General features: G+C 49.7%; 20 protein-coding genes, 2 tRNA genes, 1 rRNA gene, 2 pseudogenes and 1 other annotated feature. Of the genes and pseudogenes, 2 read left to right on the top strand and 23 right to left on the bottom strand.

From position 1 onward, the window contains the following. Positions 1 to 59: 59 nt before the first annotated feature. Together DXA93_RS13205 and DXA93_RS20680 are read right to left on the bottom strand one after the other, a co-directional pair. Positions 60 to 1,733 carry a glutamine--tRNA ligase/YqeY domain fusion protein gene (locus DXA93_RS13205; RefSeq protein ID WP_022463080.1) on the bottom strand — a complete coding sequence of 558 codons (1,674 nt, stop codon included), beginning with the start codon at positions 1,731 to 1,733 and terminating at the stop codon, positions 60 to 62. A 151-nt stretch (positions 1,734 to 1,884) separates the two neighbouring features. After that, positions 1,885 to 2,342, bottom strand: a pseudogene (locus tag DXA93_RS20680) (Lrp/AsnC family transcriptional regulator). A gap of 319 nt (positions 2,343 to 2,661) precedes the next feature. Between DXA93_RS20680 and DXA93_RS13195 the strand changes: the two are divergent. Beyond that, a pseudogene (locus DXA93_RS13195) lies at positions 2,662 to 4,075 on the top strand (aspartate ammonia-lyase). A gap of 113 nt (positions 4,076 to 4,188) precedes the next feature. Here the strand turns inward: DXA93_RS13195 and DXA93_RS13190 are convergent. From DXA93_RS13190 to mutY, 15 genes are all read right to left on the bottom strand, one after another. Further along, positions 4,189 to 5,361, bottom strand: coding sequence for an NAD(P)-dependent malic enzyme (locus tag DXA93_RS13190; RefSeq protein WP_022463077.1), 1,173 nt, complete (start codon positions 5,359 to 5,361; stop codon positions 4,189 to 4,191). A gap of 347 nt (positions 5,362 to 5,708) precedes the next feature. Further along, positions 5,709 to 7,097: an MATE family efflux transporter gene (locus tag DXA93_RS13185; protein WP_022463076.1), complete on the bottom strand. Its 1,389-nt coding sequence runs from the start codon at positions 7,095 to 7,097 to the stop codon at positions 5,709 to 5,711. 126 nt (positions 7,098 to 7,223) lie between these two features. After that, positions 7,224 to 7,427, bottom strand: coding sequence for a hypothetical protein (locus DXA93_RS13180; RefSeq protein WP_055221304.1), 204 nt, complete (start codon positions 7,425 to 7,427; stop codon positions 7,224 to 7,226). A gap of 17 nt (positions 7,428 to 7,444) precedes the next feature. Beyond that, a complete protein-coding gene (locus DXA93_RS13175) occupies positions 7,445 to 7,738 on the bottom strand; it encodes an AAA family ATPase (RefSeq protein ID WP_022463075.1) in 294 nt (97 codons plus the stop codon). Continuing rightward, the gene (locus DXA93_RS13170) at positions 7,717 to 8,313 is read right to left on the bottom strand and encodes a chromate transporter (protein ID WP_022463074.1); all 597 of its coding nucleotides are present in this window, start codon (positions 8,311 to 8,313) and stop codon (positions 7,717 to 7,719) included. Before DXA93_RS13170 ends, DXA93_RS13175 begins: the two co-directional genes overlap by 22 nt. Beyond that, positions 8,310 to 8,876, bottom strand: a complete 567-nt coding sequence (locus tag DXA93_RS13165; RefSeq protein WP_117804329.1) for a chromate transporter — start codon at positions 8,874 to 8,876, stop codon at positions 8,310 to 8,312. The genes DXA93_RS13170 and DXA93_RS13165 overlap by 4 nt, the downstream gene beginning before the upstream one ends. An 85-nt stretch (positions 8,877 to 8,961) precedes the next feature. Beyond that, a tRNA-Thr gene (locus DXA93_RS13160) sits at positions 8,962 to 9,034 on the bottom strand. Between the two features lie 171 nt (positions 9,035 to 9,205). Then, positions 9,206 to 9,811 (bottom strand): RNA polymerase sporulation sigma factor SigH, encoded by a 606-nt coding sequence (gene sigH, locus DXA93_RS13155; RefSeq protein WP_226906387.1) that lies wholly within the window; start codon positions 9,809 to 9,811, stop codon positions 9,206 to 9,208. Between the two features lie 39 nt (positions 9,812 to 9,850). After that, positions 9,851 to 10,573, bottom strand: a complete 723-nt coding sequence (gene rlmB / locus DXA93_RS13150) for a 23S rRNA (guanosine(2251)-2'-O)-methyltransferase RlmB (RefSeq protein ID WP_055221331.1) — start codon at positions 10,571 to 10,573, stop codon at positions 9,851 to 9,853. Between the two features lie 243 nt (positions 10,574 to 10,816). Continuing rightward, positions 10,817 to 11,176, bottom strand: a complete 360-nt coding sequence (locus DXA93_RS13145) for a Mini-ribonuclease 3 (protein WP_055221333.1) — start codon at positions 11,174 to 11,176, stop codon at positions 10,817 to 10,819. A 107-nt stretch (positions 11,177 to 11,283) separates the two neighbouring features. Then, on the bottom strand, positions 11,284 to 11,967 hold the full coding sequence (gene epsC / locus DXA93_RS13140) for a serine O-acetyltransferase EpsC (RefSeq protein WP_055227154.1): 684 nt from the start codon (positions 11,965 to 11,967) through the stop codon (positions 11,284 to 11,286). A gap of 102 nt (positions 11,968 to 12,069) precedes the next feature. Beyond that, positions 12,070 to 12,304 (bottom strand) — a binding site (T-box leader). 42 nt (positions 12,305 to 12,346) lie between these two features. Further along, positions 12,347 to 14,974 (bottom strand): cation-translocating P-type ATPase, encoded by a 2,628-nt coding sequence (locus tag DXA93_RS13135; RefSeq protein WP_118659440.1) that lies wholly within the window; start codon positions 14,972 to 14,974, stop codon positions 12,347 to 12,349. 263 nt (positions 14,975 to 15,237) lie between these two features. Beyond that, on the bottom strand, positions 15,238 to 15,786 hold the full coding sequence (gene ispF, locus DXA93_RS13125; RefSeq protein WP_022463066.1) for a 2-C-methyl-D-erythritol 2,4-cyclodiphosphate synthase: 549 nt from the start codon (positions 15,784 to 15,786) through the stop codon (positions 15,238 to 15,240). 26 nt (positions 15,787 to 15,812) lie between these two features. Next, entirely contained in the window at positions 15,813 to 16,829 is a 1,017-nt protein-coding gene (locus DXA93_RS13120) for a glycosyltransferase family 2 protein (RefSeq protein ID WP_055227139.1), read from the bottom strand. A gap of 38 nt (positions 16,830 to 16,867) precedes the next feature. Beyond that, positions 16,868 to 17,974, bottom strand: coding sequence for an A/G-specific adenine glycosylase (mutY, locus tag DXA93_RS13115; RefSeq protein ID WP_119208546.1), 1,107 nt, complete (start codon positions 17,972 to 17,974; stop codon positions 16,868 to 16,870). 108 nt (positions 17,975 to 18,082) lie between these two features. Between mutY and DXA93_RS13110 the strand changes: the two genes are divergently transcribed. Beyond that, positions 18,083 to 18,715 carry an HAD family hydrolase gene (locus DXA93_RS13110; RefSeq protein WP_243037561.1) on the top strand — a complete coding sequence of 211 codons (633 nt, stop codon included), beginning with the start codon at positions 18,083 to 18,085 and terminating at the stop codon, positions 18,713 to 18,715. An 86-nt stretch (positions 18,716 to 18,801) separates the two neighbouring features. Here DXA93_RS13110 and DXA93_RS13105 read toward each other — a convergent pair whose 3' ends face one another. The 6 genes from DXA93_RS13105 to DXA93_RS13080 all read right to left on the bottom strand — a co-directional run. After that, positions 18,802 to 21,231, bottom strand: a complete 2,430-nt coding sequence (locus DXA93_RS13105) for a L,D-transpeptidase family protein (RefSeq protein ID WP_118659411.1) — start codon at positions 21,229 to 21,231, stop codon at positions 18,802 to 18,804. 181 nt (positions 21,232 to 21,412) lie between these two features. Continuing rightward, entirely contained in the window at positions 21,413 to 21,859 is a 447-nt protein-coding gene (locus DXA93_RS13100) for a threonine/serine exporter family protein (RefSeq protein ID WP_022463061.1), read from the bottom strand. Positions 21,860 to 21,900: 41 nt separating this feature from the next. Continuing rightward, positions 21,901 to 22,662, bottom strand: a complete 762-nt coding sequence (locus tag DXA93_RS13095) for a threonine/serine exporter family protein (protein WP_055221312.1) — start codon at positions 22,660 to 22,662, stop codon at positions 21,901 to 21,903. A gap of 389 nt (positions 22,663 to 23,051) precedes the next feature. Beyond that, on the bottom strand, positions 23,052 to 23,573 hold the full coding sequence (locus tag DXA93_RS13090; RefSeq protein WP_070103753.1) for a DUF4230 domain-containing protein: 522 nt from the start codon (positions 23,571 to 23,573) through the stop codon (positions 23,052 to 23,054). A gap of 280 nt (positions 23,574 to 23,853) precedes the next feature. Beyond that, a tRNA-Trp gene (locus DXA93_RS13085) sits at positions 23,854 to 23,924 on the bottom strand. A 104-nt stretch (positions 23,925 to 24,028) separates the two neighbouring features. Further along, positions 24,029 to 24,241 (bottom strand): 23S ribosomal RNA (locus tag DXA93_RS13080); the annotation flags it as partial.

The raw sequence follows: 24,241 nt of genomic DNA, 5'->3' as shown, positions 1-24,241 counted from the left end.
GCCGCTTGGGATGTCGGTTTCATCCAGGCGGCTGCTCTGTTCCATTTCAAAATTCTTATTTATTTCGCTGCCGGCAGCTTGAAAGAGCTCTTCAGGGATACGATACGGTTGAACACCAGCGCATCCTCTTTGGAATCTTTTGCGTCTACACAGAAGAATCCGTTTCTGACAAACTGGAAGCTGTCGTATGCTTTCGCATCTTTTAAAGACGGCTCCAGATAGCACTCTTTTAATACGGTCAGGGAATTCGGATTCAGGTTCATGGAACCATCCTCGTTGTAAACGCCCTTCTCCTCGTCGATCAGGTTTTCGTACAGACGGCACTCTGCTTTGACGGCGGTCTTTGCTGCTACCCAGTGGATCGTTCCTTTTACTTTTCTTCCGTCCGGGGAATTTCCTCCCTTGGACTCCGGATCGTACGTTCCATGGATTACGGTGATATTTCCGTTCTCGTCTTTCTCGCATCCGGTGCAGGTGACGAAGTATGCGTTCATCAGGCGGACTTCATTGCCTGGGAACATACGGAAGTATTTGCGGACCGGCTCCTCCATGAAGTCTTCGCGCTCGATGTACAGCTCTCTTCCGAACGGTACCTGACGGCTGCCAAGCTCCGGATTCTCGAGGTTATTCTGTACTTCCAGCATCTCAATCTGGTCTTCCGGGTAGTTGTCGATGACAAGTTTCACCGGATTTAAGACTGCCATGGTACGGGCTTTTTTCAGCTTCAGATCCTCGCGGATGCAGTACTCCAGCATCGCATAGTCAACGGAGCTGTTTGCTTTTGATACACCGCACAGATCTACGAATTTCTTGATGGACTCCGGTGTAAAGCCTCTGCGGCGGAGTGCTGCGATGGATACGAGACGCGGGTCATCCCAGCCGTCTACCACGCCGTCCTCTACCAGCTTTTTGATGTAACGTTTTCCGGTAACCACGTTAGTCAGATACAGCTTTGCAAACTCAATCTGGCGCGGCGGCATCGGATATTCCAGCTCGCGTACAACCCAGTCGTACAGCGGACGGTGGTCCTCAAACTCCAGCGTACAGATAGAATGGGTAATGCCTTCGATGGCGTCCTCGATCGGATGCGCGAAGTCGTACATCGGGTAGATGCACCAGGTATCGCCGGTTCTGTGGTGATGCATATGGGCTACACGGTAGATAACCGGGTCTCTCATGTTGATGTTCGGTGATGCCATATCGATTTTCGCACGGAGTACTTTGCTTCCGTCCTCGAACTCGCCGTTTTTCATGCGCTCGAACAGGTCCAGGTTTTCCTCCACGGAACGATTGCGGTACGGGCTCTCTTTTCCAGGCTCGGTTAAGGTTCCGCGGTACTCACGGATCTCCTCTGCGGACAGATCGCAGACGAATGCTTTTCCTTTTTTGATCAGTTTTACGGCTGCCTCATACATCTGTGGGAAATAATCGGATGCGTAGTACAGATGATCTTTCCAGTCTGCACCAAGCCACTGGATATCGGCTTTGATGGAATCAACAAACTCGGTTTTCTCTTTCGTCGGGTTTGTATCATCGAAACGCATGTGGAACTCTCCGTTGTACTCCTGTGATAAACCGTAGTTTAACAGGATGGATTTTGCATGTCCGATATGAAGATAGCCGTTTGGCTCCGGCGGGAATCGTGTGCATACATGGTCGTAAACGCCCTCTGCCAGATCTTTGTCAATCGCAAGCTCGATAAAATTTTTGGAAACAACTTCTTTTTCTTCCATAATAAGGTCAGGCCTCCCTCGAATCTTTTCGTTTGGAGCACTGTCCCGAAAAGGGCGCAAAATGCTCTGTGTATTCTATCACTATAACACAAAAGCATTCTCCTGCAAAGCATTTTTTTCGGTACACAAAGCCGCCGGAGCGGACCGGTGCCTATTCTTCTGCCTCGTGTGCGGTCACCTGGCGGTGCTCCACGGAGGTCGAGAACACGATCTGCGTCCGCGTCCGTCCAAAATGCTGCAGCTCGCCGATAAACTGGTCGAGCTCAATGGTGCTAACAAAAAGGCCCTCAATGAGCATGGAGTAATCACCGGTAACGCAATTACATTCCACGACATTGTGGACCTTTTCAATATAGGGATAAAATTCTTTTTTCTGAACCGGCTCAACCTCGAGTTGATGAACGCTTTGATCGGATATCCCAAAAGCGCCGGATTTAATTTGACCTGATATCCTGTAATGTAGCCTTCCTTCTCCAGCCGCTCAATTCTGGCGGAAACTGCCGGGGAGGATAAAAATACGTGTTCCGCGATTTCTTTCAGCGGCATCCTGGCATTTTCCCGAAGGAGATTCAAGATTTTTGCATCGATGTGATCGAGCTCATGGCGCATCGCATCGTTCTTGCTTTTTTCATGTTTCATACGCTGCTCTCCTGTTTTTTCACTTTTATACTGTTCAGCATATCACGTTCGCCGTTTTTTGTCTACGAAAACGTGTCCTCGCGGAAACTGCTTTCGAAAAATAAGTAAAAGTGCCTCTTTCCCTTGGTATTTAAAATCAAATACAAAAATAAATAAGATTCCACAGTTCTTCGGCGGCGGTATTTACAAATTTCTGCCCTGGTGTTATTCTTCCGGTATCGAAAGGCAAAGCAAGAATTGTTTCAGACAATATACACAACTCAATGCGTGCAGAAAGAAGGAGATTATTATGAAGACAAGAATTGAAGCAGATTCCATTGGTTCCCTTGAAGTCCCATCCGACGCCTACTACGGGGTACAGTCCCTGCGGGCAAAACGGAATTTTCCCATCACGGGAACGTCGATCCACCCGGTCATGATCCAGAATCTGGCGAAAATTAAAAAAGGCAGCTGCCATCTCCAACCGCGAAGCACAGAGACTGCCGGAGGAAAAAGCGGCTGCCATTATCTATGCCTGTGATGAAATCATTGCCGGCAAATTAAAAGACCAGTTCATCGTTGACGGCATCCAGGGCGGTGCCGGAACGAGTGCCAATATGAACGCAAACGAAGTCATCGCAAACCGCGCCATCGAAATCCTGGGCGGCACCAAGGGTGATTATACCATTGTCCACCCGAATGACCACGTCAACATGGCACAGTCCACAAACGACGTTATCCCAAGTGCAGGAAAACTGACCGTACTCGATCTGCTCCCGGATCTTCTGCATGCGCTCGAGTCACTCCACGCAGCACTGCTCGATAAGTCCCAGGAATTTGACCACATTTTAAAGATGGGAAGAACCCAGCTTGAGGATGCCGTTCCGATGCGTCTCGGCCAGAGCTTCCACGCTTACGCAACGATGATCGAGCGTGATATCCGCCGGATCGAATGCGCCAGAAAAGAGCTGTTCACCCTGAACCTCGGCGGAACAGCCATCGGTACGACGATCAATGCTTCCGATTACTATCTCCACCACATCGTACCGACCCTCGCTGCTGTGACAGGCTATCCGCTGATGCAGGCGGACGATCTGTTTGACGCGACGGAGAACCTCGACGGATTTGTGACGATCTCCAACACGTTAAAGACCTGCGCCGTCAACCTCTCCAAGATGTGCAACGACCTGCGCCTGCTGTCCAGCGGACCGCGGACCGGATTCGGCGAGATCAACCTGCCGCCGATGCAGAACGGATCCTCGATTATGCCGGGCAAGATCAACCCGGTTATCCCGGAGGTTGTGACACAGGTTGCCTTCCATGTCATCGGAAACGACACCACAATCACGATGGCGGCTGAGGCTGGCCAGATGGAGTTGAACGCGTTTGAGCCGGTTGTCTTCTACTCCCTGTTCTCTTCCATCACCTCGATGACAGGCGCTGTGAATACGCTTGTGAAGAACTGTATTCTCGGCATTACCGCAAATGAGAAACGATGCGAGGATCTCGTTTCGAAGAGTGTCGGCATCACAACGGCGCTCTGCCCGTATATCGGATACCAGAAAGCGGCCTCGATTGCAAAGAAATCGCTGAAGACGGGCGAGAGTGTTACTTCTCTGGTTCTGAAAGACGAACTGCTGACACAGAAACAGCTCGACGACATTCTCGATCCGTACGCTCTGACCGGACCGGAACTGCCGGCAGAAGACGATCTGGCTGGCTGAATGTAACTGCTGCTTTCCTTCATAATTTCTTAACGATACGCAAAAAGGCTTCCCGGATTTCCTTGCTGTCCGGGAAGCCTTTTTCTGTCGTTTTCTTTTGTATCAAACTCTGTTTAGATTCTCGCTACGCCGCTCTTTCTTGCTGCCTCTGCAACGGCTGCTGCCACCGCATCTTTGACACGCGGATCAAAGGCTGCCGGGAGGATGTAGTCTGCGTTCAGCTCTTCATCGCTTACCAGGCCTGCGATTGCGTAAGCTGCTGCGACCTTCATTTCATCGTTGATATCAGATGCTCTCACATCGAGCGCTCCGCGGAAGATGCCCGGGAAGCAGAGTACGTTGTTGACCTGGTTCGGGTAATCGCTTCTTCCTGTGCTGACAACGGCTGCTCCTGCTGCTTTCGCCTCGTCCGGGAAAATCTCCGGCGTCGGATTTGCGCAGGCAAAGATGATCGGCTCTTTTGCCATCGTACGTACCATATCGGGAGTGAGCGTACCCGGCGCAGAAACGCCAATAAAAATATCGGCTCCTTTGATTACCTCTGCAAGCGTGCCCTTCTCATGGTTGTAGTTTGTGATCTTCGCCATCTCCTCTTTGATCGGGTTGAGGCCGTCGCGTCCCTCGTAAATCGCACCTTTGCGGTCTGTCATGATGACGTTTTTGAGACCCATCGAAATCAGCAGGCGGATAATGGCGATTCCGGCTGCACCGGCTCCTGAGGTAACAATTTTGACTTCATCCAGTTTCTTTCCAACCAGTTTCAGCGCATTGATGACACCGGCCAGTGTGATCACGGCTGTTCCATGCTGATCATCGTGGAAAATCGGAATATCACAGCATTCCTTTAATTTCTTCTCGATCTCAAAACATCTCGGTGCGGAGATGTCCTCCAGGTTGACACCGCCGAAGCTTCCTGCGAGAAGACGCACGGTATTGACAATATCATCCACATCCTTGCTGCGCACGCAGAGCGGGATTGCATCGACACCACCGAATTCTTTAAACAGCACGCATTTTCCTTCCATGACCGGCATGCCGGCCTCCGGGCCGATATCTCCAAGTCCGAGAACTGCGGTTCCATCTGTAACAACAGCTACCGTGTTCCATCTTCTGGTCAGCTCGTAGCTCTTGTTGACATCTTTCTGAATTTCCAGGCACGGCGCCGCCACACCCGGTGTATAGGCAAGACTCAAGGCATCTTTTGTATCTACGGCCGCCCGGGAAGTGACCTCAAGCTTTCCGCGTAATTCATAGTGCATCTTTAATGATTCTTTTGCGTAATCCATCGCTTTTTTCCTCCATTTCATGTGTGACTGCGTCTCATTAATAATAGGAAGAGAGATTCACGCGTCACACGGGATGTCTGTTCGCTGCACCCCTATTATAACAAGCGTTCTCTAAATTTCAACCGGTGTTTTGATTAATGAAAAAATTTCCACTTTTCCACCAAAAACAGCTGCTTCATTTGCGAAATTTTATCAAAAATACTCTTTTTCTTTCTCTCAGCCGCAGTCCGATCCTGCCCGGAGGGCTTTTTTTGCTTTACAGTAAAATTCAACAAAGTTTTTTATAAAGCAAAAAATCTGCCCGCCTCCCATCCTTTTCAGACTGGAAAACAGACAGATTTTTTTCTTTACTCCGCCACAATATTCTGCAGCCAGACTCCTTTCTTGACAAGGACAAATCCAATCACGCACTTGATCAGGTCAACCGACATAACCATAAAGTAGATTGCGTAGATCGAAAGTCCGGTAAAACGGCTCAGGCAGAAAGCCACCGGCACACTGACAACCCAGATGAAGACGCTGTCGAACAGGAACGTGATGATCGTTTTTCCACCGGAGCGCAGGGTAAAGTAGCTTGCATGCAGGAATGCATTGACCGGCATGAACATGGCCACTTCCACGATGAAGATTGCCGCCATGTGGCGTACTTCGTCCGTCGTGTTGTAGAGGCGTGGGAAGATTGGAGCCACGAGCGCCATCAGCGCGCCGATCACAATGCAGAGTAATACGGAAAACGTGATCAGCTTCGTATCGGTATCCTTTGCCTCTTCCATCCTTCCGGCTCCGAGGAGCTGTCCGACGATGATGGCAACGGAATCGCCGAGTGCGATGAAAACGACGTTGAACAGGTTCGAGATCGTGTTGGAGATATTCATCGCGGCTACGACATTCAGTCCACGCACGGAGTAACACTGCATCAGGATCGCAACGCCGCCTGCCCAGAACGTTTCGTTCAGCATCAGCGGTGTTCCTTTGATAAGGATCTGTTTCGTCAAAGCCGCCGGAACACGGATCGTGCGGTACAGATGCTTCGTAAAACGATATTTTTCTTTGTTTCCGTGCGTGCGGATCAGCACGATCGCCATCTCCACGTAACGGGACAGCACCGTTGCAACTGCCGCGCCGACAACTCCGAGCTGCGGTGCGCCGAATTTTCCGTAGATTAAAATATAATTAAAAATCAGATTGACAAATACGGCTGTGATACCGGCCTTCATCGGAAGCATCGTCTCGCCGCATTCGCGCAGCGTGCTGGCATAAAGCTGCACAAACAGGAACGGCGGAAGTCCTACCAGCATGACCTTCATATAAGAAATGCCATAGGCTAATGTCGCATTCATGTCCTGGCTTCCCTGATCTCCTGTCAGGTAGAGACGAATCAGAGGCTCGTGCGCACCAAGGAAAATAGTGATTGCCGCTGCCGTCAGGATCACGCCGATCCAGAGCTTGAAGCGGAAGGTGTTTCGCACACCCTCGTCGTTGCCCTGTCCGAAATACTGCGCAGTGAAAATTCCTGCACCGGATACCCCTCCGAAAATGCAAAGGTTATAGATAAAAAGAAGCTGGTTGACAATTGCAACGCCGGACATCTGCTCGGTACCGACCTGTCCTACCATGATGTTGTCGAGAAGACTGACAAAGTTGGTGATACCGTTCTGAATCATAATCGGCATCGCAACGCCAAGTACCATCAGGTAAAACCGTTTGTTCCCAATAAATTTTCTGTGTTTCTGCATGGTTTCCCCCTTTTCTTGCTGTATAAAATAAATGACATAAATCGGAGCCTTTCTGGATTTCTCCAGGCAGGCCCCGAACAGTAATGCTTATTATACACGATTCATGTTTAGAAAGAAAGATCCTTTTTATCTTTTTTCTGGCTTTTTTTGACATCTTAATTTCAGAGCATCAAACAGCCTCAACGATAAGATAAGCATAACTCCCCATATTACCCATGCCGCAAAGCACCCAATTCCCTGATGGCGGATATCTACCATTATTCCAACAATAAAAGGAAGTGACATAAACATAATTACTGCCATTATAAAATCAAAAATAATGTATAACACTATGTTTACCTTCCCTATTAAGAATCTGCTGTTTGATATTCATCCTGTATTTTCTGATTTGCCGCCTGACCAATATTAAGCTTTTCAAACATTTCTTCTGTATCCAGACTTCTGCTGTAGTACGCAGTCATCATATCCGCTGTGATCGATTTTCCAAATCTTCTGGGGCGGCTGTTGCAGATAAACTTCGATGTTGTGTCAATCACACTGTTGGTGTATTCCAGCAATCCTGTTTTATCGATATATATTCTTGAGTTTAATACGTCCTGAAAAGCATTCACCTTTGAATTTAAAAAATCGTCCCACAGCATGCCGCAAATTTTTCCACCAGCGCCACTGCCACCTTCATCACCCCGGCCAGTACCATCACAAAGATTGGGTTCTTTTTGCCTTTCTGCAGCAGAATGAGGCTGATGATAAAGATCACGACAAGACTCCAGTTCGTCTGCGCCAGCCGGATCACGGTATCTCCTTCACTACTCCAAAACGCCGTGACCAGAATTGAAATCCCTGCGGAACCGATCATCGCCACAACCGCCGGGCGGAGGGAGTGGAGGATTCCCTGGAGCATTGCCATTTCGCGGTATTTTAAATATAGCTTCGCAAGCAGTGTGACGAGAATACACGACGGCAGAATACATCCAAACGTTGCCACGAGCGCTCCTGGGATGCCTGCGATTTTAATTCCGACGAAGGTTGCCGAATTGACTGCGATCGGCCCCGGTGTCATCTGAGAGATGGTGATAAGATCCGTAAACTCCGACATCGAAAGCCAGCCGTGTCCCTGCACCACCTGTCCCTGAATCAGCGGCATGGCCGCATAGCCTCCGCCGAAGCTGAGCAGGCCGATCTGGAAAAAGCTTAAAAATAGCTGAAAATAAATCATTTCGCACCCCTCCGTTTCGCCAGAATCGTCCGCACCGCACCGATGGCACCGCAGACCAGTACAATATAAATCACGTTGACCTTGAAAAAACAGGCTGCTGCAAACGCACAGACAAGAATCACCAGCGACAGCGGATCTTTTTCTTTCACAACCCCGGCTCCCATCTCATACGTCACGGATGCAATCACGGCTCCGACGCCTGCCTGCATTCCTTCGAGCATCTGGCTCACGAAAAAATTATCCCGGAACGCCTGATAGCAGACCGAAATCACAGAGATAATCAGAAACGGCGGAATAATCGTTCCAATAATCGAAACCAGCACACCAATCATCCCCGCCAGCTTATACCCGACGACAATCGCTCCGTTTACCGCAATCGGCCCCGGCGACGACTGTGCAATCGCTACCAGGTCCAGCATCTCATTTTCCTCAATCCAGTGGTACTCATCCACGAACTTTTTCTTCATCAGCGTCACAATCACATACCCGCCTCCGAACGTAAACGCGCTCAGATACAGCGTGGAAAGGAACAGCTTCTGCAGTACCTTACGTTTTGACTCCATTCTTTTCACCTCGTTTTTTCCGATCTGTCTCCCGTTGTTTTTATATAATGAAAAAATCCCGGTTTCCCGGGATCTTTCTTAAGTAAGCTGATGACGGGAATCGAACCCGTGACCTCCGCCTTACCAAGGCGACGCTCTACCGACTGAGCCACATCAGCATTCGCAAGTTGTTTTGTTTTTTTTGTTAGCTCCTTGCTACATTTGGTATTCTATCAAAACTATAGTGAATTGTCAACAGTTTTTTCTACAAATTTGAAAATTTTTATTTGTTCACAGATTTTCCTGCGCTTTTGACAATTCGCCGTAATTTTTTCGGTCGTTTTCCCATCTCACGAACAGACCTCCCGCACTTTACTGCGGATTCTCTGCAGTGCATTGTCGATTGCCTTCGGCTGCTTTCCAAGTTTTTCCGCAATCTGCGTATAATCGTACCCTTTCAGATACAATTCCAGCACCTGGTACTCAAATTTGCTGAGCCGTTCTTTGATCCGCTCATGCATGCCGATTACGTTTTCCCGGCTGATCATGATCTCCTCCGGTGTCTCCTCGTCCACCAGGCGCAGCTCCTGCTCGGAAACCGGTTCACTTAACGAGACGAAGCTGTTCAGCGGCTGATGCTTCTGGCGCTGGGACGATGCCACTGCCGAATACATCTGACGGTCGATGCACAGGCCGGCGAAGGTGGCAAACGATGCCTCCTTCCCCGGTTTGTAGTCACGCACTGCCTTAAAAAGTCCGAGCATGCCCTCCTGGATCAGATCCTCGTGATCTCCGCCCACCAGGTACAGCGCCCTCGCCCTGGTCCGCACCAGCGATTTGTATTTGTCGATCAGATAATCGGTAATCTCGCGTTCTCCTGCCCGCAGACGCGCAATCAGCTCCTCATCCGTACAGGTATCGTAATCTTTCACCATCATATCTCTTGTATCCTTCATCTTTCTTCCGCCGGAGCGTAATGTGATTTTCCGCAATTTCTAGCAGCTTCTCTGTCTTACAATCTCATAAGCGAGCACGCCGGCTGCCACGGAAGCGTTCAGAGAGTCGATATCGCCTTTCATCGGAATTGTGGCTGTGAAGTCGCAGTTTTCTCTCACCAGACGGCTGACACCCTCTCCCTCATTTCCGATTACAAGGCCGATCGGTCCTTTGAGGTCGAGATCATACATTCTCTGTCCGTTCATGTCCGCGCATACAAACCAGATGCCCTTTTCCTTCAGCATTTCCATGGTCTGCACCAGATTCGTCACCTTTGCCACCGGTGTGTAATTTAATGCACCTGCCGACGTTTTGGCAACGGTTGCTGTCAGGCCGACTGCGCGGTGCTTCGGCACGATGACACCATGTGCGCCTGCCAGGTTTGCGGTACGGATGATCGCACCGAGGTTATGCGGATCCTCAATGCCGTCCAGCAGAAGGATAAATGGCGGCTCTCCTTTCTCCTCTGCGCGCGCGAGGATGTCCTCAACGGTTGCATAACTGTAGGAAGCCACCTGTGCAATGACACCCTGATGCTTTCCGGTGGTGGACAGCTCGTCAAGACGTTCTTTTTCTACATAATTGATGATGGTATCGTGTTTTTTCGCCTCACGGATGATCGTGCGGATCGGGCCGTCCTGGCTGCTTGCAAGGACGAACAGCTTGTCCACGGTCTTGCCGGAGCGGAACGCCTCGATGACAGCGTTTCTTCCCTCTACCATGCCGCCTGTAAACTCCTCATCCGCCTGCTGTACTTCCTGTTTTCTGTCTCTGTCACGGTAATCTCGTTTCCCCTTAAAGTCACGTTTTTTTCCGTCTCTTCTCTCAAAGTTTCTCTTGTCGTTTCTGTTGTTTTCTCTCATATCATTCCTGTTCCGCGGTCCCAAAAGCAGTGGGAACTTTTGCTTTTTCAAAAGCCCCACTGCCCTGCCGCTTCTTTTTTATTTTCTGAATCTTATCTGCTCTCACACTTCGCCAAGTCCTGCCCGGATCAGGTCGATCATCCGCTTGTAATCCCCTTTCAGGTACAGATACCCCATCACGGCCTCAAACCCGGTTGCCCGGCGGTAGTCGATCGTGGACGCATTTTTTGCCTTGGTATAGGATTTCGCATTTCTGCCTCTTTTATAAATCTGTTTTTCCTCTTCGGTAAACAGCGGCTCCAGAATTTCAATCATCGCCGACTGTTTCTCCGCCTTTACAAGCCCTGCCGCATGGCGGTGCAGCTTGTTGACCTGCATATTTGCTTTCCGCACCAGAATCGTGCGGATGACGATCTCATACGCAGCATCCCCGATGTAGGCCAGCGTAAGCGGCGAATACATGCGGATGTCATGCTGTTCCAGTCCGAATACCTCCGAAAGATAATCCTTCTCCCCGAAAACCGCCTCTGGAAAAAGCTCCTCGTTTTCTGTCTCTTTGCCCACTTCCGTCACTTCTGTTCTGTCCTTTCTTTTTTCCTCATCTGACGCAGCTCGCCCTCCAGCTCGAGCACACGGTTCGTAAGCTCCGTATTCTCCTGCTGCAGTACTTTGATATCCTCGAAAATCGGGTCCGGCAGATGAATGTGATCCATGCTTTTTCTCGGAATCCGCACATCATTCTGCTTCACAATGTGCCCCGGCACGCCGACGACGGTACAGTTCGGCGGAACCTCCTCGATCACAACCGATCCGGCTCCGATTTTGGAGTTTTCCCCGATCGTAAACGATCCGATGATCTTCGCACCGGCGCTGACCATAACATTGTCCTTCAGCGTCGGATGACGTTTCCCGGTCTCCTTACCATTACCGCCAAGCGTCACGCCCTGATACAGCGTCACGTTGTCTCCGATAATGGCTGTTTCTCCGATAATCACACCAGAACCATGATCAATAAACAATCCCTTTCCGATCGTCGCACCCGGATGGATTTCGATACCGGTTTTTCTCGCTGCCCGCTGTGAAATCCACCTGGCCAGAAAGTAATGGCCTTTCAGATATAGCTTGTGCGCCCGTCTGTACTTCAGCATAACACGAAATGAAGGATACAGCAAGACTTCCATGGGAGAATGTATCGCCGGATCCCGCTCCTGAATCACCTGAAATTCCTCTTTAAAATACGCGAAAAAACTCATCTTTCCTCTCCTTGCCTCCTGCCAGGACTTTTTCAGATTTTTATTTCTTACCACCTTTTTTGCCCGAAGGGCAATATTCAAAAACGGAGCTGTTTCATCTCCGATAAAGACGAAATAGCTCCGTGGTTCCACTTTACTTTAAGGGCACACCTGCCCTCTTCTTTTCTTCTGCATAACGTGCAGGACCCGTGCCGGACTACCCACTTTTTCCGCTTCACCCGGCCAGCTTCCGGACGCACTTCAAAAACCCTCGTTTCAGGCAGCTTCCAGCCCCATTTGTCTGCCATTCTCTGTGAAACAATTCTGATTTTCTACTTTTTCCGTTCCAAGCCTTTTTCTGTTTCCGTTTGTTCTAGTTTATGCAAATTTTTCTCGTTTGTCAAGCAAATTTCCGCCGGATCCACTTGCTGATTTCGACCGCCGGAATGACAAGCAGTCCAAGGCCGATCGCCACATCATATTCCAACGCGCTGATCCGCTCAAAACCGAACGCACTCGACAGTGCCGGGATGTAAATGACGGCGGATGTGAGGACAAATGAGAGTGCCATCGCGCCCCACAGATACTTGTTCTGATGCTTCATATGGAAAATAGAACCTTTCCGTGATCTCATATTGAAGGAATGGAAAATTTCCACCATAGAGAGTGTCAGAAACGCCATCGACATGCCGTCCGGGCTGTTGACGATTTCCCAGCGGCCGGCTTCCAGATAGTGGCCGATGAAGTAGGACGCCAGCGTCAGCACCGTAATCACGATGCCCTGAAACGCAACATCAAAGCCGAGGCCGTCCGCAAAAATACCGTCATCCGCATTTCTCGGCGGGCGTTTCATGATGTCTGCCTCACCGTCCTCCATACCGAGCGCCAGCGCCGGGAAGCAGTCCGTAATCAGGTTGATCCAGAGCAGATGCACCGGATTTAAAATCGTAAAGCCCATCAGCGTCGCGCAGAAAATCGACAGCACCTCGGCAAGGTTCGATGCCAGAAGGAACTGAATTGCCTTACGGATATTATCGTAGATTCGTCTTCCTTCCTCAACCGCTACGATGATCGTCGCAAAGTTGTCGTCCGCGAGCACCATATCTGCCACGTTTTTCGTCACATCCGTTCCCGTGATGCCCATTCCGATGCCGATATCCGCACGCTTGATCGACGGCGCATCGTTGACTCCGTCTCCTGTCATCGCGGTGATTCTGCCTTTCCGCTTCCACGCATCGACAATCCGCACTTTATGCTCCGGCTGAACGCGTGCGTAAACAGCATATTCCTCGATTCTCCGGTCAAGCTCCTCATCGCTTAACTGGTCAATCTCGGCTCCCGTTACCGCTTTCCAGCCCGCCTCCAGAATACCCAGCTCTTTTGCAATAGCAACCGCTGTGTCTTTGTGGTCACCCGTAATCATCACCGGACGGATGCCTGCCCCGCGGCATTCCCGGATCGCATCGACTACTTCCGGCCGCACCGGATCAATCATACCGCAAAGTCCTAAAAAGCAGAGATCCTGCTCCAGAAAGTCCGGCTCCTGGGAGGACGGCATCTGGTTCCACGCTCTTCCTGCTGCCGCCAGCACGCGGAGTGCCTGGTCTGCCATCGCCTTGTTCTGCGACAGGATTTCCTGCCGGAATGCTTCTGTCATCGGCTGTTTTCTGCCGTCACGCCAAACGGAGGTACACCGCTTCAGAATCTCATCCGGTGCGCCTTTTGTGCAGGAAAAATACGTTCCGTCGTTTGCGCGGTGGATCGTTGTCATGCGTTTCCGCATCGAATCAAACGGCGCTTCCCCGACACGCGGATACTGGACGGACAGGCTCTTCTTCGGGCATCCCTCTTTCTGCGCATCGTTGACCAACGCACATTCCGTCGGTTCTCCGACTGCCTCGCCGTTTTCGTCCGGCTCCGCATCGGAGCAGAGTGCCATGACGGATACGAGACGTTTTATATCACTTCCCTCATGTTTTACCACGGTCATCTTATTCTGGGTCAGCGTTCCTGTCTTATCCGAGCAGATCACCTGCGTACAGCCGAGCGTCTCGACAGCCGTCAGTTTCCGGATCACCGCATTCCGCTTTGACATTTTGGTCACACCGATGGAAAGCACGATTGTGACAACTGCTGCAAGTCCTTCCGGAATTGCCGCTACGGCAAGGCTGACGGCTACCATAAAGGTATTTAAGATGTTCTGCGGCGTCACGCCCTCTTTTAAAATGCCGACAACGAAAATCACGGCACAGATGGCGAGCACCATCACGCTTAAGATTTTGCTGAGCTGGTTCAGCCGCTTCTGCAGCGGTGTGCTCTCATCCGCCGACTGCGTCAGAACATGGGCGATTTTTCCCATCTCGGTTTTCATACCCGTTCCGGTGATAACAGCGCGGCCGCGGCCATAGACAACGGTGCTTCCCATATAGACCATGTTTTTCCGGTCCCCGAGCGGAACCTCGCTGGCTGCGCCGGCGTTCAGAACATCCGCTGTTTTATTGACCGGGACAGATTCTCCGGTCAGCGCTGCTTCCTCGATTTTCATGCTGGCGCTCTCTAAAATACGGCCATCCGCCGGAACAGCATCGCCCGCTTCGAGAATTACAATATCACCGGGTACGAGCTCCTCGCTCTTTTTCACTTCCATTTTCCCGCCGCGCATCACCTTCGACGTGGCTGCCGCGATCTCCTGCAGAGCTTCAATCGCTTTCTCTGCCTTGCTCTCCTGCAGAACACCGAGCACCGCATTAATGATGACAACGGTGAGAATAATGACCACATCAGCGTACGATTCGCCTTCATACGCCGATGTGATGCCGGAAATCAGCGCTGCGGCGAGCAGGATCAGGATCATCGGGTCTTTCAGCTCTTCGAAAAACCGCTGCAGATTGCTCTTCTTTTTTCCCGCCGCCAGCCGGTTCGGTCCGTGTTCGGAAAGCCGCCGCGCAGCTTCCGCCTCGGAAAGTCCCTGCTCCGTTGTCTGTAACTCATCAAGAATCTTCGAACTTTTTTCCAGATACTCTTTCATTTCCATCCGTCCTTTCTTCTGAAAACGCTTTTTTGCGTTCCTATGATAAGTTCCCACTGGTACACCGGTCTCTTTCTATATAGAAAAAGACCTATCCGCACCATATTTGTTGATACAGATAAGTCTTGTCATTTCATACAAAGCCAGAAGAAATGCTTTTTCTTCGGTTGTTGGCCTTATAGCGTCACGTATGCCGCCGACTACTCCCTTATTCTTCTTCCAGTCTACCACATCTTCCGGCCTTGTGCAATCGCATTTCTCTTTTATTCTTCTGCGTTCTTTGCGCATCCTGGGCAGCCGCTGCATCCGCCTGCGATCCGGTCGTCCGGCATCAGGTCGAGTGCCTTGGAAATGCAGCAGATCGCCTGTGCGGAAATTCCCTCTTTCTTTCCGGTAAAGCCAAGTCCTTCCTCGGTCGTTGCCTTGATATTGACCTGATCCTCTTCGAGATGAAGCGCCTCCGCCACATTTTTCACCATCGTGTCGATGTATGGCAGGAGCTTCGGCTTCTGTGCAATAACGGTTGCATCGATATTTTCAATCAGATACATCCGCTCCTCGAGCATCTCACCCACTTTTTTCAGCAGTTCGATGCTGTCTGCGCCCTCATACGCCGGATCATTGTCCGGAAAATGGCGTCCGATGTCCCGCAGTGCTGCAGCGCCGAGAAGCGCATCCATAATGGCATGGACCAGCACATCTGCATCGGAATGTCCCAGAAGGCCATATTCATACGGGATTTCCACACCGCCCAGAATCAGTTTCCGGTTTTCCACCAGTTTATGCACATCGTAACCCATTCCTACTCGCATTGTTCGTTCCTCCGCTTCGTTACTTTCTAGTTAAATCCATACAGCTTCTGCGCTACCTTGTAAGCATAGACTGCAATTTTCTGTCCCGGTTTTGATTTGCTGCTCATAACAGTTCCGAAAATGCCGTGGCGGATGCGGAAGTAATCGGCTGCATCCTCCTGCTTCAGGTATCTCCACAGATCGTTCTTTTTCTCGAGATTTTCTTCCGTTCCGGAGCGCATCATCATCACGGAAGAAACCGTCATAATAATGGTCAGATAGCTGATCATATATTTCCGCAGGTACTTCGACAGCCCTTTCTGTTCACCAAGGTAATCGATCATCAGCTTGTTGACACGGATCTGCTGGTCAATTCTGCCGATCATGACTTTCTCGTTAACCGACTGGTCGGCTCTTCCAATAAAGTAGCGGTAGAAATTGACATCGAGATAATACATCGTTTTGACGTACGGAAGCGGAATAAACGCAACCAGATTATCCACATAGAAGGTGTGCTCCGGTAGCTTCATGCCGCACTCTCTTAAAAGAGAAGTCCGGTAAATCAGCGAATGCATCAGCAGATAATGTGTTTTGCCGAGAGCTTTCGCCTCATCCCATCCGAAAAAGCGGCCTTCCGGCAGCGATTTCGCATAGCGCATCACACGTTTTCTCTTGGCGCCCTCTTTTTCATACACATAGTTACTGATCAGAAGGTCGAGTGTTTTCGGTCCGCGTACGACTTCTGCCAGAACATTTAAAATCTTCTGGTATGCCTCTGGGTTTACCCAGTCATCACTGTCCACAACTTTAAAGTACAGACCCGTCGCATTTTCCACACCCGTGTTGACTGCTCCGCCGTGGCCCTTGTTTTCCTGATGAATCGCTTTTACAATCGTCGGATATTTTTCCTGATAGCGGTCTGCAATCTCTGTGGTTCCGTCCTTGGAACCATCGTCCACGATCAGAATTTCTACTTCTTCTCCGCCGACCAGCAGCGAATCGATACATTTCTCCATATATGCTTCTGAATTATAGCATGGTACTGCAATTGATAAAATCTTCATCTTTTTTTCTCCCTGCTCTTTTTTGCTCTTCTGCCGTTTCAGGCACGTTCCAGATCTGTATATTTTGCGTATTCCGCAAACGCAGACGGAATGGCATATCTTTCAGCCGCGGTTTTCGCATCCGCAAAAATCAATCCGGCTTTTTCTTCCCCTTCCTGCTCCACATCGTTTCCTGCAATTTTAATGGCGTATCCTGTGATATGCCACTCGACATGGGAAAAAATGTGCTTGTACGGCGGCAATGCCTGAATATGAAGCGGCGTCACGCCGAATTTTTCTGCCTCTTCAAGTGCTTCCTGTTCGGAGAGCACGCCATCGAAGTTCGGGAACTCGTAAAGTCCCGCCAGAAGTCCTTTTTTCGGCCGTTTCCGCACTGCTGTGTGCGCACCGTCCAGAAATAACAGAACGGTTCTGTCTTCGATTCTGCGCGGCTTTGCGCTCTTTTTAAACGGATATTCCGTCCAGGTCTGATGCCGTCCCGCCAGACACTGGTCAAAAAGCGGACAGACTTCACATTTTGGTGCTCCGTTCGGCAGACAGACCATTGCGCCGAGATCCATCATCGCCTGATTGAAGGCTCCCGGATCTTCTGCCGGCATGATTTCGGTCAATTCCGCTTCCACGCGGTTTTTCACGGACTGCTTTAAAATGTCCTCACCGTCCTCCCGGAGGCGTGCCATCACACGAAGCACATTTCCGTCCACCGCCGGCACCGGAATGCAAAACGCGATCGATGCAACGGCTCCCGCTGTGTAATTTCCAATTCCCGGAAGTCCTTTTAAGGCTTCGTAATCTGCCGGAAATACACCGTCATACACTTCCATAATTTTCTGTGCGGCCTTCTGCATATTCCGCACACGGTTATAGTAACCAAGGCCTTCCCAGAGCTTCAAAAGCTTTTCCTCGGGACAGACCGCAAGTGCTGCGACATTGGGCAGTTCACGCATAAACCGCTCATAAAACGGCTTGACCGCCTCCACCCTCGTCTGCTGGAGCATAATCTCGGAAACCCAGATTTCATACGGGTTCTTTTTTTCTCTCCACGGCAGCACTCTTTTATTTTCGCCATACCATTTCAATAATGCTTTGTGATTGTGTCCTGCATAGTAATCTCCTGTTAATATATCATTCTTATTTTGCCACATTTTCCTCCAAAATGCAAAATAAACATTGCGCTCTCACGTGTTTTTGATTAAAATTAATAAATACTTTAAAAGAATAACCAAAACCCTTAAGATATGGAGGAAAAACTCTTGATCGACAGTATTATTTTTGATGTGGACGGCACCCTGTGGGACTCCACAGACGTTGTTGCCGACGCATGGAATCAGATTCTGAAAAAAGAAACTGATATGACACCAAACCTCACCGGAGCCGTGTTAAAAGGCCTGTTCGGCCGCCTGCTCCCGGATATCGCCGCCGTCATTTTCCACGAATATCCAAAGGAGCGCCAGTTAGAACTGATCGAGGCATGCTGTGCCAAAGAGCATGAGGCACTTCTTGCGACACCGGCTCCTGTTTATCCGGGACTTGTCGATGCACTTTCTATTCTTTCCAGACATTACCCGCTTTATATCGTAAGCAACTGCCAGGCGGGCTATATCGAAGTTTTTCTGGAAGCCACAGGCCTCGGTCACTATTTCAAAGGCCATCTCTGTCCTGGCGATACCGGAAAGGCAAAGGCAGACAACATCCGTACAATCATCGAACAGAACCATCTGCAGCACGCGGTCTATGTCGGCGATACCGACGGCGACTACAAGGCGACACACGAGGCCGGAATCCCGTTTGTCCATGCCGCATACGGTTTTGGTCAGACCGAAAACCCGGACTACACCATCACTTCCCCGATGGATCTTGTCACACTGTTCGTACCGGAAAATTAATTTTTAACAGTTTCTTTCTCATAAAAAATACGCATTCCTGTTTTGATAACGGAATGCGTATTTTTTATGTTCTATTTCTTCTTTTCTCAGCTCTCGCCCTTACCTGGGTAATCATCGTCACCCGTATGGTCTCCCTGATCCGGTGCGCTCGGTTCCGGTGTCGACGGGGTCTCGGTCGGTGCTACGGTCGGCTCCGGCGTAGACGGGACCTCGGTCGGTGCTGCGGTCGGTTCCGGCGTAGACGGGGTCGATGGAGTTGATGGGGTTGATGGAGTTGATGGGGTTGATGGAGTTGATGGGGTTGATGGAGTTGACGGCGTGTAATCATCGTACGTGTAGGATGGCGTTCTCGTCGGCGTTACTGTCGTGGTATTCGTCGTATCATCGACATTTTCGTCATCTGCTTCCGGTGCCTGTGTCACAGTAAGCGTGTCTTCACTTACCTCATAAGCTTCGGAATAATAAATGATAACCGGTGTTCCGCCATCGACATTGTCATATAATGCCTGTGCCACTGCAGTCGGAAGTGCAACAGATCCTGTCGTCGATCCTGCAGTCAGATACAGGTTTCCGCCGAAACTGCTTCTCCAGGAAGCATCGTAGAAACCAATCTCTCCATTGAACGGAATCCAGGAATCCACATCTCTTTCCCAGGAATAGCTGCCGTCTGCCTGAAGCTCTCCGTGCAGTTTTTTCTGGCTTTCTTTTGCTGCGGTTGTGTAGATACCCGGCTTCGTGTAGCTGCTCTGCTCCATCAGACCGGTTACACAGTCACCGTCGACAACCAGATTTCCATCTTTGTAGAGCCAGATATGCTGACGGCTGGCATCAACCTCAACATACGTCTTGCCGAATCCGTTGTTCTCTGTGGAAGCAGCAAACTCTCTCTGCGCATACTGCGGCTCTCTTGCATCTGCTGCGTGAGCATCTACTTCTTCTGCGATCTTTGCAATCTCCTGCTCCTGATCCACTTTCCATCCGTAGCCTTCCTGGCTGATGGTCACGCCGCCTTCGATACCGGTTGCCGGGAAGGTGTGATCCTTGCCATCGGTATCAATCGCTGCCGCAAGATTTGCCACATATTCTTTTACTCTTTCATTCCACTGGTTTTCATCTTTGGAATAATTTCCATCCGCATCGACTGCCAGCCAGTCTTTCATGGTATTTCCGTCAAGAACCTGTGTTGTTCCATCCGGCATACTGTATGTGATGCTTGCGCGTACCAGTTCATTTAACTGATCCTTCTGTGCATTCAGTGTTTCGTCATCTGCTGTTACCAAGGTTCCGTCGTAAACGCCTGCTTTTTCAAGATCCACTTCGGTATCCGCATTGATCAGCGCGTTTTCGATGCACTGTTTTGCAAGGGTAAGATCCATTCCCTCACCCATAACAGCATCCACAATCTCAAACTCATTGTTCTGGAAGGTGATGTAGGCGCTGGCCGGTGCATTCTCACCGTCTGCGGACTGGAATTCGTCAAATCCATCAATCACCGCATCCAGTTTTTCCTGACTGTACTGCATGGTGACCTGGGAATCTTTCTCTTTTCCGCCATTTCCCAGGAACCAGAGGAAACTGTTCTGTTTCTTTAACACGCTCTCCACGCTGCCGTCTCCGGCGTAGGTGTAGTCGATGTCTTTTCCGCTGACACTCTTCGTATCATTGTCTTTGAATTTTACATTTAAGGTATAGTTTGCAGCCTGCTCTTTGATTTTCGTTTCTGCCTCTTTGGCCGTCATATCTGAGCAGTCTACTCCGTTGATGGTTGTTCCGTTGAAAAAATAATTCTGGTAATGGAACATTTTGCTTCCATAGAAAAAGCCTCCCACAGCAATAACAGCAACGGCTGCAACGGCGATAACCGCACCGCCTTTTCCCTTTTTCTTCTGCGGTTTTGCGCCATGCGGAATGTACTCTTCGTCGTCATCCTCATAATCGTCGTAGTCATCATCCTCATCGTCTATTTCCGGCATTGGGATATGGCCTACCGTGTCGCTGACGAGGCGCTCCATTGCGGCTTCCACCTGATCACCAAGCACTTCTTTCTCCGAACCCTTGGTCTCTGTCTTCTCTTCTCCCAGCAGATCATCCTCATCTGCGAATGGATCGTTGATGATCAGATCATCATCCACCATCACTTCTTCCGGTTCCGATTCTGTTTTTGTCTCCGCCGGCGTCTCTTCGATTTCTTCTTCCTCTTCTGTAAATTCCGGAATCTCGATGTCCTGCGTCACAGGCTCCACTTTGGTCTGCTTCATTTTCTGCTTCGCTTCTTCGTCTTTTGCACGCTCAGTTGCCTCAAGGACACTTCGCAGATTACTTAAATTTGCAGTCTCATCCGGGATGTGATCTTCGCTTTTTGTTTCTTTGCTTTCAAATTCAATGGAGTCTTCGATGTCTGCCAGTTCTTCCTGGAATGTTTCACCGCTCTCCTTTTCCGCCAGGTCACGGTCAATCTCTTTTTGCAGGGCAGCCCAAAGTTTACCGTCCTTTAAATCATCATCTTCAAACTTCATATTTTTTGCTCCTCATAGTTCTGTGTCTGCACTTTACTTACTTCTCTTCTTTTTTCCTTAAAAATGCCCCTATAGATTTCTTCTTTCGTCCAAGGGCACATACACTGTTAAGTATATCATAAAATCCGACAAAAAAAAGCAAAAAATTTGGTTTTGGCAAATTTCTCACTTTTTTCGTAAATCACCTATGGAATTCGTAAAAAAATACCTTCTGCAGCGCTTCTCCGAGGAAAATTCCAAGGGCAATTGCGCCTGCCGCGGTCGCTGTCTCTAAAAGATACGTTCCAACCATGTTTTCCGGCCCCATAACGATCGAGTAGACGATGCGGTACATACCGGCTCCCGGCACCATCGGAAGAATGCCCGGGATCACGAAAAGGATCACCGGCGCTTTGAAATGACGCGCCATTGCCTGGGAAACCAGGGCGACGGCAACGGCGGCAAGAAAGTTCTTCATCAGAATGCCGTCGTTGAATACTTCCACGATCAGATAGACCGCCCAGCCGATCATACCGACACCGGCCGTGTAGCATTCCAGCTTTTTTGGTGCGTTCAACAGTCTTGAAAATCCCCAGATTGCAACCCAGGCTCCAAGGGATTTCAGGATGATTTCACCTGCTATTCTCATATTTTTGCTTTAACCTCATCTTTTTTCTGTATCGGTTTTCTCTACCGCACCAGTGGACGGAGCAGCAGCATGCCAAGTCCCACGCCGATTGCGATGGCCGCAGCGGTTACAAACGCCTCAAGCATCCGTGCCGCACCGGAAATGTAGTCGCCGTGCAGGGTATCATACACCGCATTCGTGATCGCCACACCCGGTACGAGGGGCATGATCGATGCAATGATAATGACGTTCAGATCCATGGTCCCCGGCAGGTAATGAACACAGAGAATCGATGTGACCGCCAGCAAAAATGACCCGATACAGTTCACAAGAAACGACTGCATCCCGGCTTTTTTTCCTCCGTAAACACCGATTCCTGATATAAAACCTGCAAGTGCAGATGCCAGCACTTCGTAGAACCCGGCTCCGAACATGATTGCAAAGCCTGCGGTCGTCGCCATCATCGCGAGCAGATTTTTTTTAATTTCCGACTTAGCACGATAGATATCCCGCACCCGGTGGAACAGCGCATCCAGGTCGATATTTCCTTCGCAGAAATCGCGGGAAAGCTGATTGACCGCATGGATCCGGTTCAGATCCGTTGCACGGCTCTCTACGCTGCGCATAACAGTCATGGAATCCATCGCCGGGTCGTCGAGCGTTACCACAAAGCCGGTCGTCAGCGCCAGTACATCCGCAGTTTTCAGGCCGGACATGCGCAGCATCCGCAGCATGGTATCCTCCACCCGCCACGTCTCCGCCCCGCTTTCCAGCAGGATTTCTCCCGCCATGACTGCGGTGTCCAGCAGCAGTTTATAGTCCATAGTTTTTGTCCTCTCAAATGTAACTCATATTTCACACATGCCAAACGATTGTACCATGAAGCAGTGTTCACTTTCAAGTTAATTCTATACAAATTCGGCGATATCCGGCGTTGGGATGTTCCGATGTTCACCCGCGCCATTCACAAATCTTTTCAAAGTTTCTTCAAACTCCATTCACACTTTCCTCACATATGACAACTATACTAAACGTATCAAAACAAAGGGACAACAAATCATCTTCCTCTATCTTTCAACCGTTGTCCCAACCTAATATTCTTTCCAATTTATATAGATTTTTCTTTTTCATAATGCCGGTGTTTCTGCCAGAAGAAATACCGGCCCTCCTTTTTTTATCCCCCAAAAAGAAGTGCCGACATCCCGTCTATGTACTATTCTTCAAATTTTACAACCAATGTCTTGTCCCCGACCGTCTCGGACAGCATTCCGGTAATCAATGTTTTCGCCTGTTCCTGTGCCATCGTTTCCAGGTCATCCATTTCTTTCGTCTGCTGCTCTACATCCTCCTTCGCACTCGCGATTGCATCCATCGCATCTTCCTTCCGCTCCCAGTTCAGAAGCGCTGCCTTCTCATCGTAATACTGGATGGAATCATTGTCGATGGAAATATCAAAAATCTCCACTGCCGGAAGTGTAACTGTTACTTCTGAATCCGTCACCTCCGTATTCGCCTTCGCGAGATTCACGCCCGCACGTACCTCTGCACGGTATGTCATATTAAACGCCTTCTGCGTCAGAAACGGAATCGACCCGTCCGAGTAATGAATCAGCCCGTTATAAATCATCTTCGCCGACGTCAGCTCCCCCGCCGCCTCCAGCTTACTGTCAATAAACGTCCCCGTAATCTCCGGCTCCCGGTCCCGCCGCAGCGACTGCGTCAGATAAACAACCATTCCAGCAAGGATTACTACGATCAGAAGATAAATGACAGCTTTTACCGTGCCGCGGCTCCATTTTTTTCTCTGCTCACGTTACACCCACTCCCTTCTCATGTTTCATTTTTCATTATTTTTGAATATGTTCTGTGGCTCTATTGTACCTTATTTACACCATAAAAAACAGTCCTGCTTTACAAAAATATCTTAAAATTCTGTAAATCCTGTTCTGTTAGACTTTTCTTTTAAATAATACGAAAAAAGAGTGAAGATTTTGTATCTTCACTCTTTTCTAATACAGGGGATGAGAGAATCGAACTCCCACCAAAGGTTTTGGAGACCCCTATCATACCATTTGACCAATCCCCTACGCTAGATATACCTTCAAAACCGCATACACTTAACATCTATACATCATACCATACTTTCTTTCCGAACACAACCATTTTCTGCAAAACTTTTGTTTTGCATTTCAGGTCAAGCCCTCGACCGATTAGTAACAGTCAGCTCCATGCCTTACGGCACTTCCACCCCTGCCCTATCTACCTCGTCGTCTTCAAGGGGTCTTACTTCTTTCGAATGGGATATCTCATCTTGAGGGGGGCTTCACGCTTAGATGCCTTCAGCGTTTATCCCTTCCCGACTTGGCTACCCGGCCGTGAACCTGGCGGTTCAACCGGTACACC

The organism is Blautia sp. OF09-25XD (assembly GCF_003482095.1).
Classification (GTDB): Bacteria; Bacillota; Clostridia; order Lachnospirales; family Lachnospiraceae; genus Fusicatenibacter; species Fusicatenibacter saccharivorans.
This window is presented reverse-complemented; position numbering and strand designations above follow the sequence as displayed.

What these genes read in the sequence shown, in the direction of transcription:
- DXA93_RS13145 (WP_055221333.1), bottom strand. Translation starts at nt 11,176, where the DNA reads ATGTATTCGCCGCTTACGCTGGCCTACATCGGGGATGCTGCGTATGAG.
- DXA93_RS13170 (WP_022463074.1), bottom strand. Translation starts at nt 8,313, where the DNA reads ATGATTTATTTTCAGCTATTTTTAAGCTTTTTCCAGATCGGCCTGCTC.
- DXA93_RS13090 (WP_070103753.1), bottom strand. Translation starts at nt 23,573, where the DNA reads ATGGTTGTTTATCTGACGCAGTCGCTGCGGCGGGACCGGGAGCCGGAG.
- DXA93_RS13120 (WP_055227139.1), bottom strand. Translation starts at nt 16,829, where the DNA reads ATGAAGATTTTATCAATTGCAGTACCATGCTATAATTCAGAAGCATAT.
- DXA93_RS13105 (WP_118659411.1), bottom strand. Translation starts at nt 21,231, where the DNA reads ATGAAGTTTGAAGATGATGATTTAAAGGACGGTAAACTTTGGGCTGCC.
- sigH (WP_226906387.1), bottom strand. Translation starts at nt 9,811, where the DNA reads ATGAAGGATACAAGAGATATGATGGTGAAAGATTACGATACCTGTACG.
- DXA93_RS13205 (WP_022463080.1), bottom strand. Translation starts at nt 1,733, where the DNA reads ATGGAAGAAAAAGAAGTTGTTTCCAAAAATTTTATCGAGCTTGCGATT.
- DXA93_RS13095 (WP_055221312.1), bottom strand. Translation starts at nt 22,662, where the DNA reads ATGGACTATAAACTGCTGCTGGACACCGCAGTCATGGCGGGAGAAATC.
- epsC (WP_055227154.1), bottom strand. Translation starts at nt 11,967, where the DNA reads ATGAGTTTTTTCGCGTATTTTAAAGAGGAATTTCAGGTGATTCAGGAG.
- DXA93_RS13185 (WP_022463076.1), bottom strand. Translation starts at nt 7,097, where the DNA reads ATGCAGAAACACAGAAAATTTATTGGGAACAAACGGTTTTACCTGATG.
- DXA93_RS13135 (WP_118659440.1), bottom strand. Translation starts at nt 14,974, where the DNA reads ATGAAAGAGTATCTGGAAAAAAGTTCGAAGATTCTTGATGAGTTACAG.
- DXA93_RS13175 (WP_022463075.1), bottom strand. Translation starts at nt 7,738, where the DNA reads ATGCTGTGGGACGATTTTTTAAATTCAAAGGTGAATGCTTTTCAGGAC.
- ispF (WP_022463066.1), bottom strand. Translation starts at nt 15,786, where the DNA reads ATGCGAGTAGGAATGGGTTACGATGTGCATAAACTGGTGGAAAACCGG.
- DXA93_RS13100 (WP_022463061.1), bottom strand. Translation starts at nt 21,859, where the DNA reads ATGAGAATAGCAGGTGAAATCATCCTGAAATCCCTTGGAGCCTGGGTT.
- mutY (WP_119208546.1), bottom strand. Translation starts at nt 17,974, where the DNA reads ATGTGGCAAAATAAGAATGATATATTAACAGGAGATTACTATGCAGGA.
- DXA93_RS13190 (WP_022463077.1), bottom strand. Translation starts at nt 5,361, where the DNA reads ATGGATTACGCAAAAGAATCATTAAAGATGCACTATGAATTACGCGGA.
- rlmB (WP_055221331.1), bottom strand. Translation starts at nt 10,573, where the DNA reads ATGGTAGAGGGAAGAAACGCTGTCATCGAGGCGTTCCGCTCCGGCAAG.
- DXA93_RS13165 (WP_117804329.1), bottom strand. Translation starts at nt 8,876, where the DNA reads ATGGAGTCAAAACGTAAGGTACTGCAGAAGCTGTTCCTTTCCACGCTG.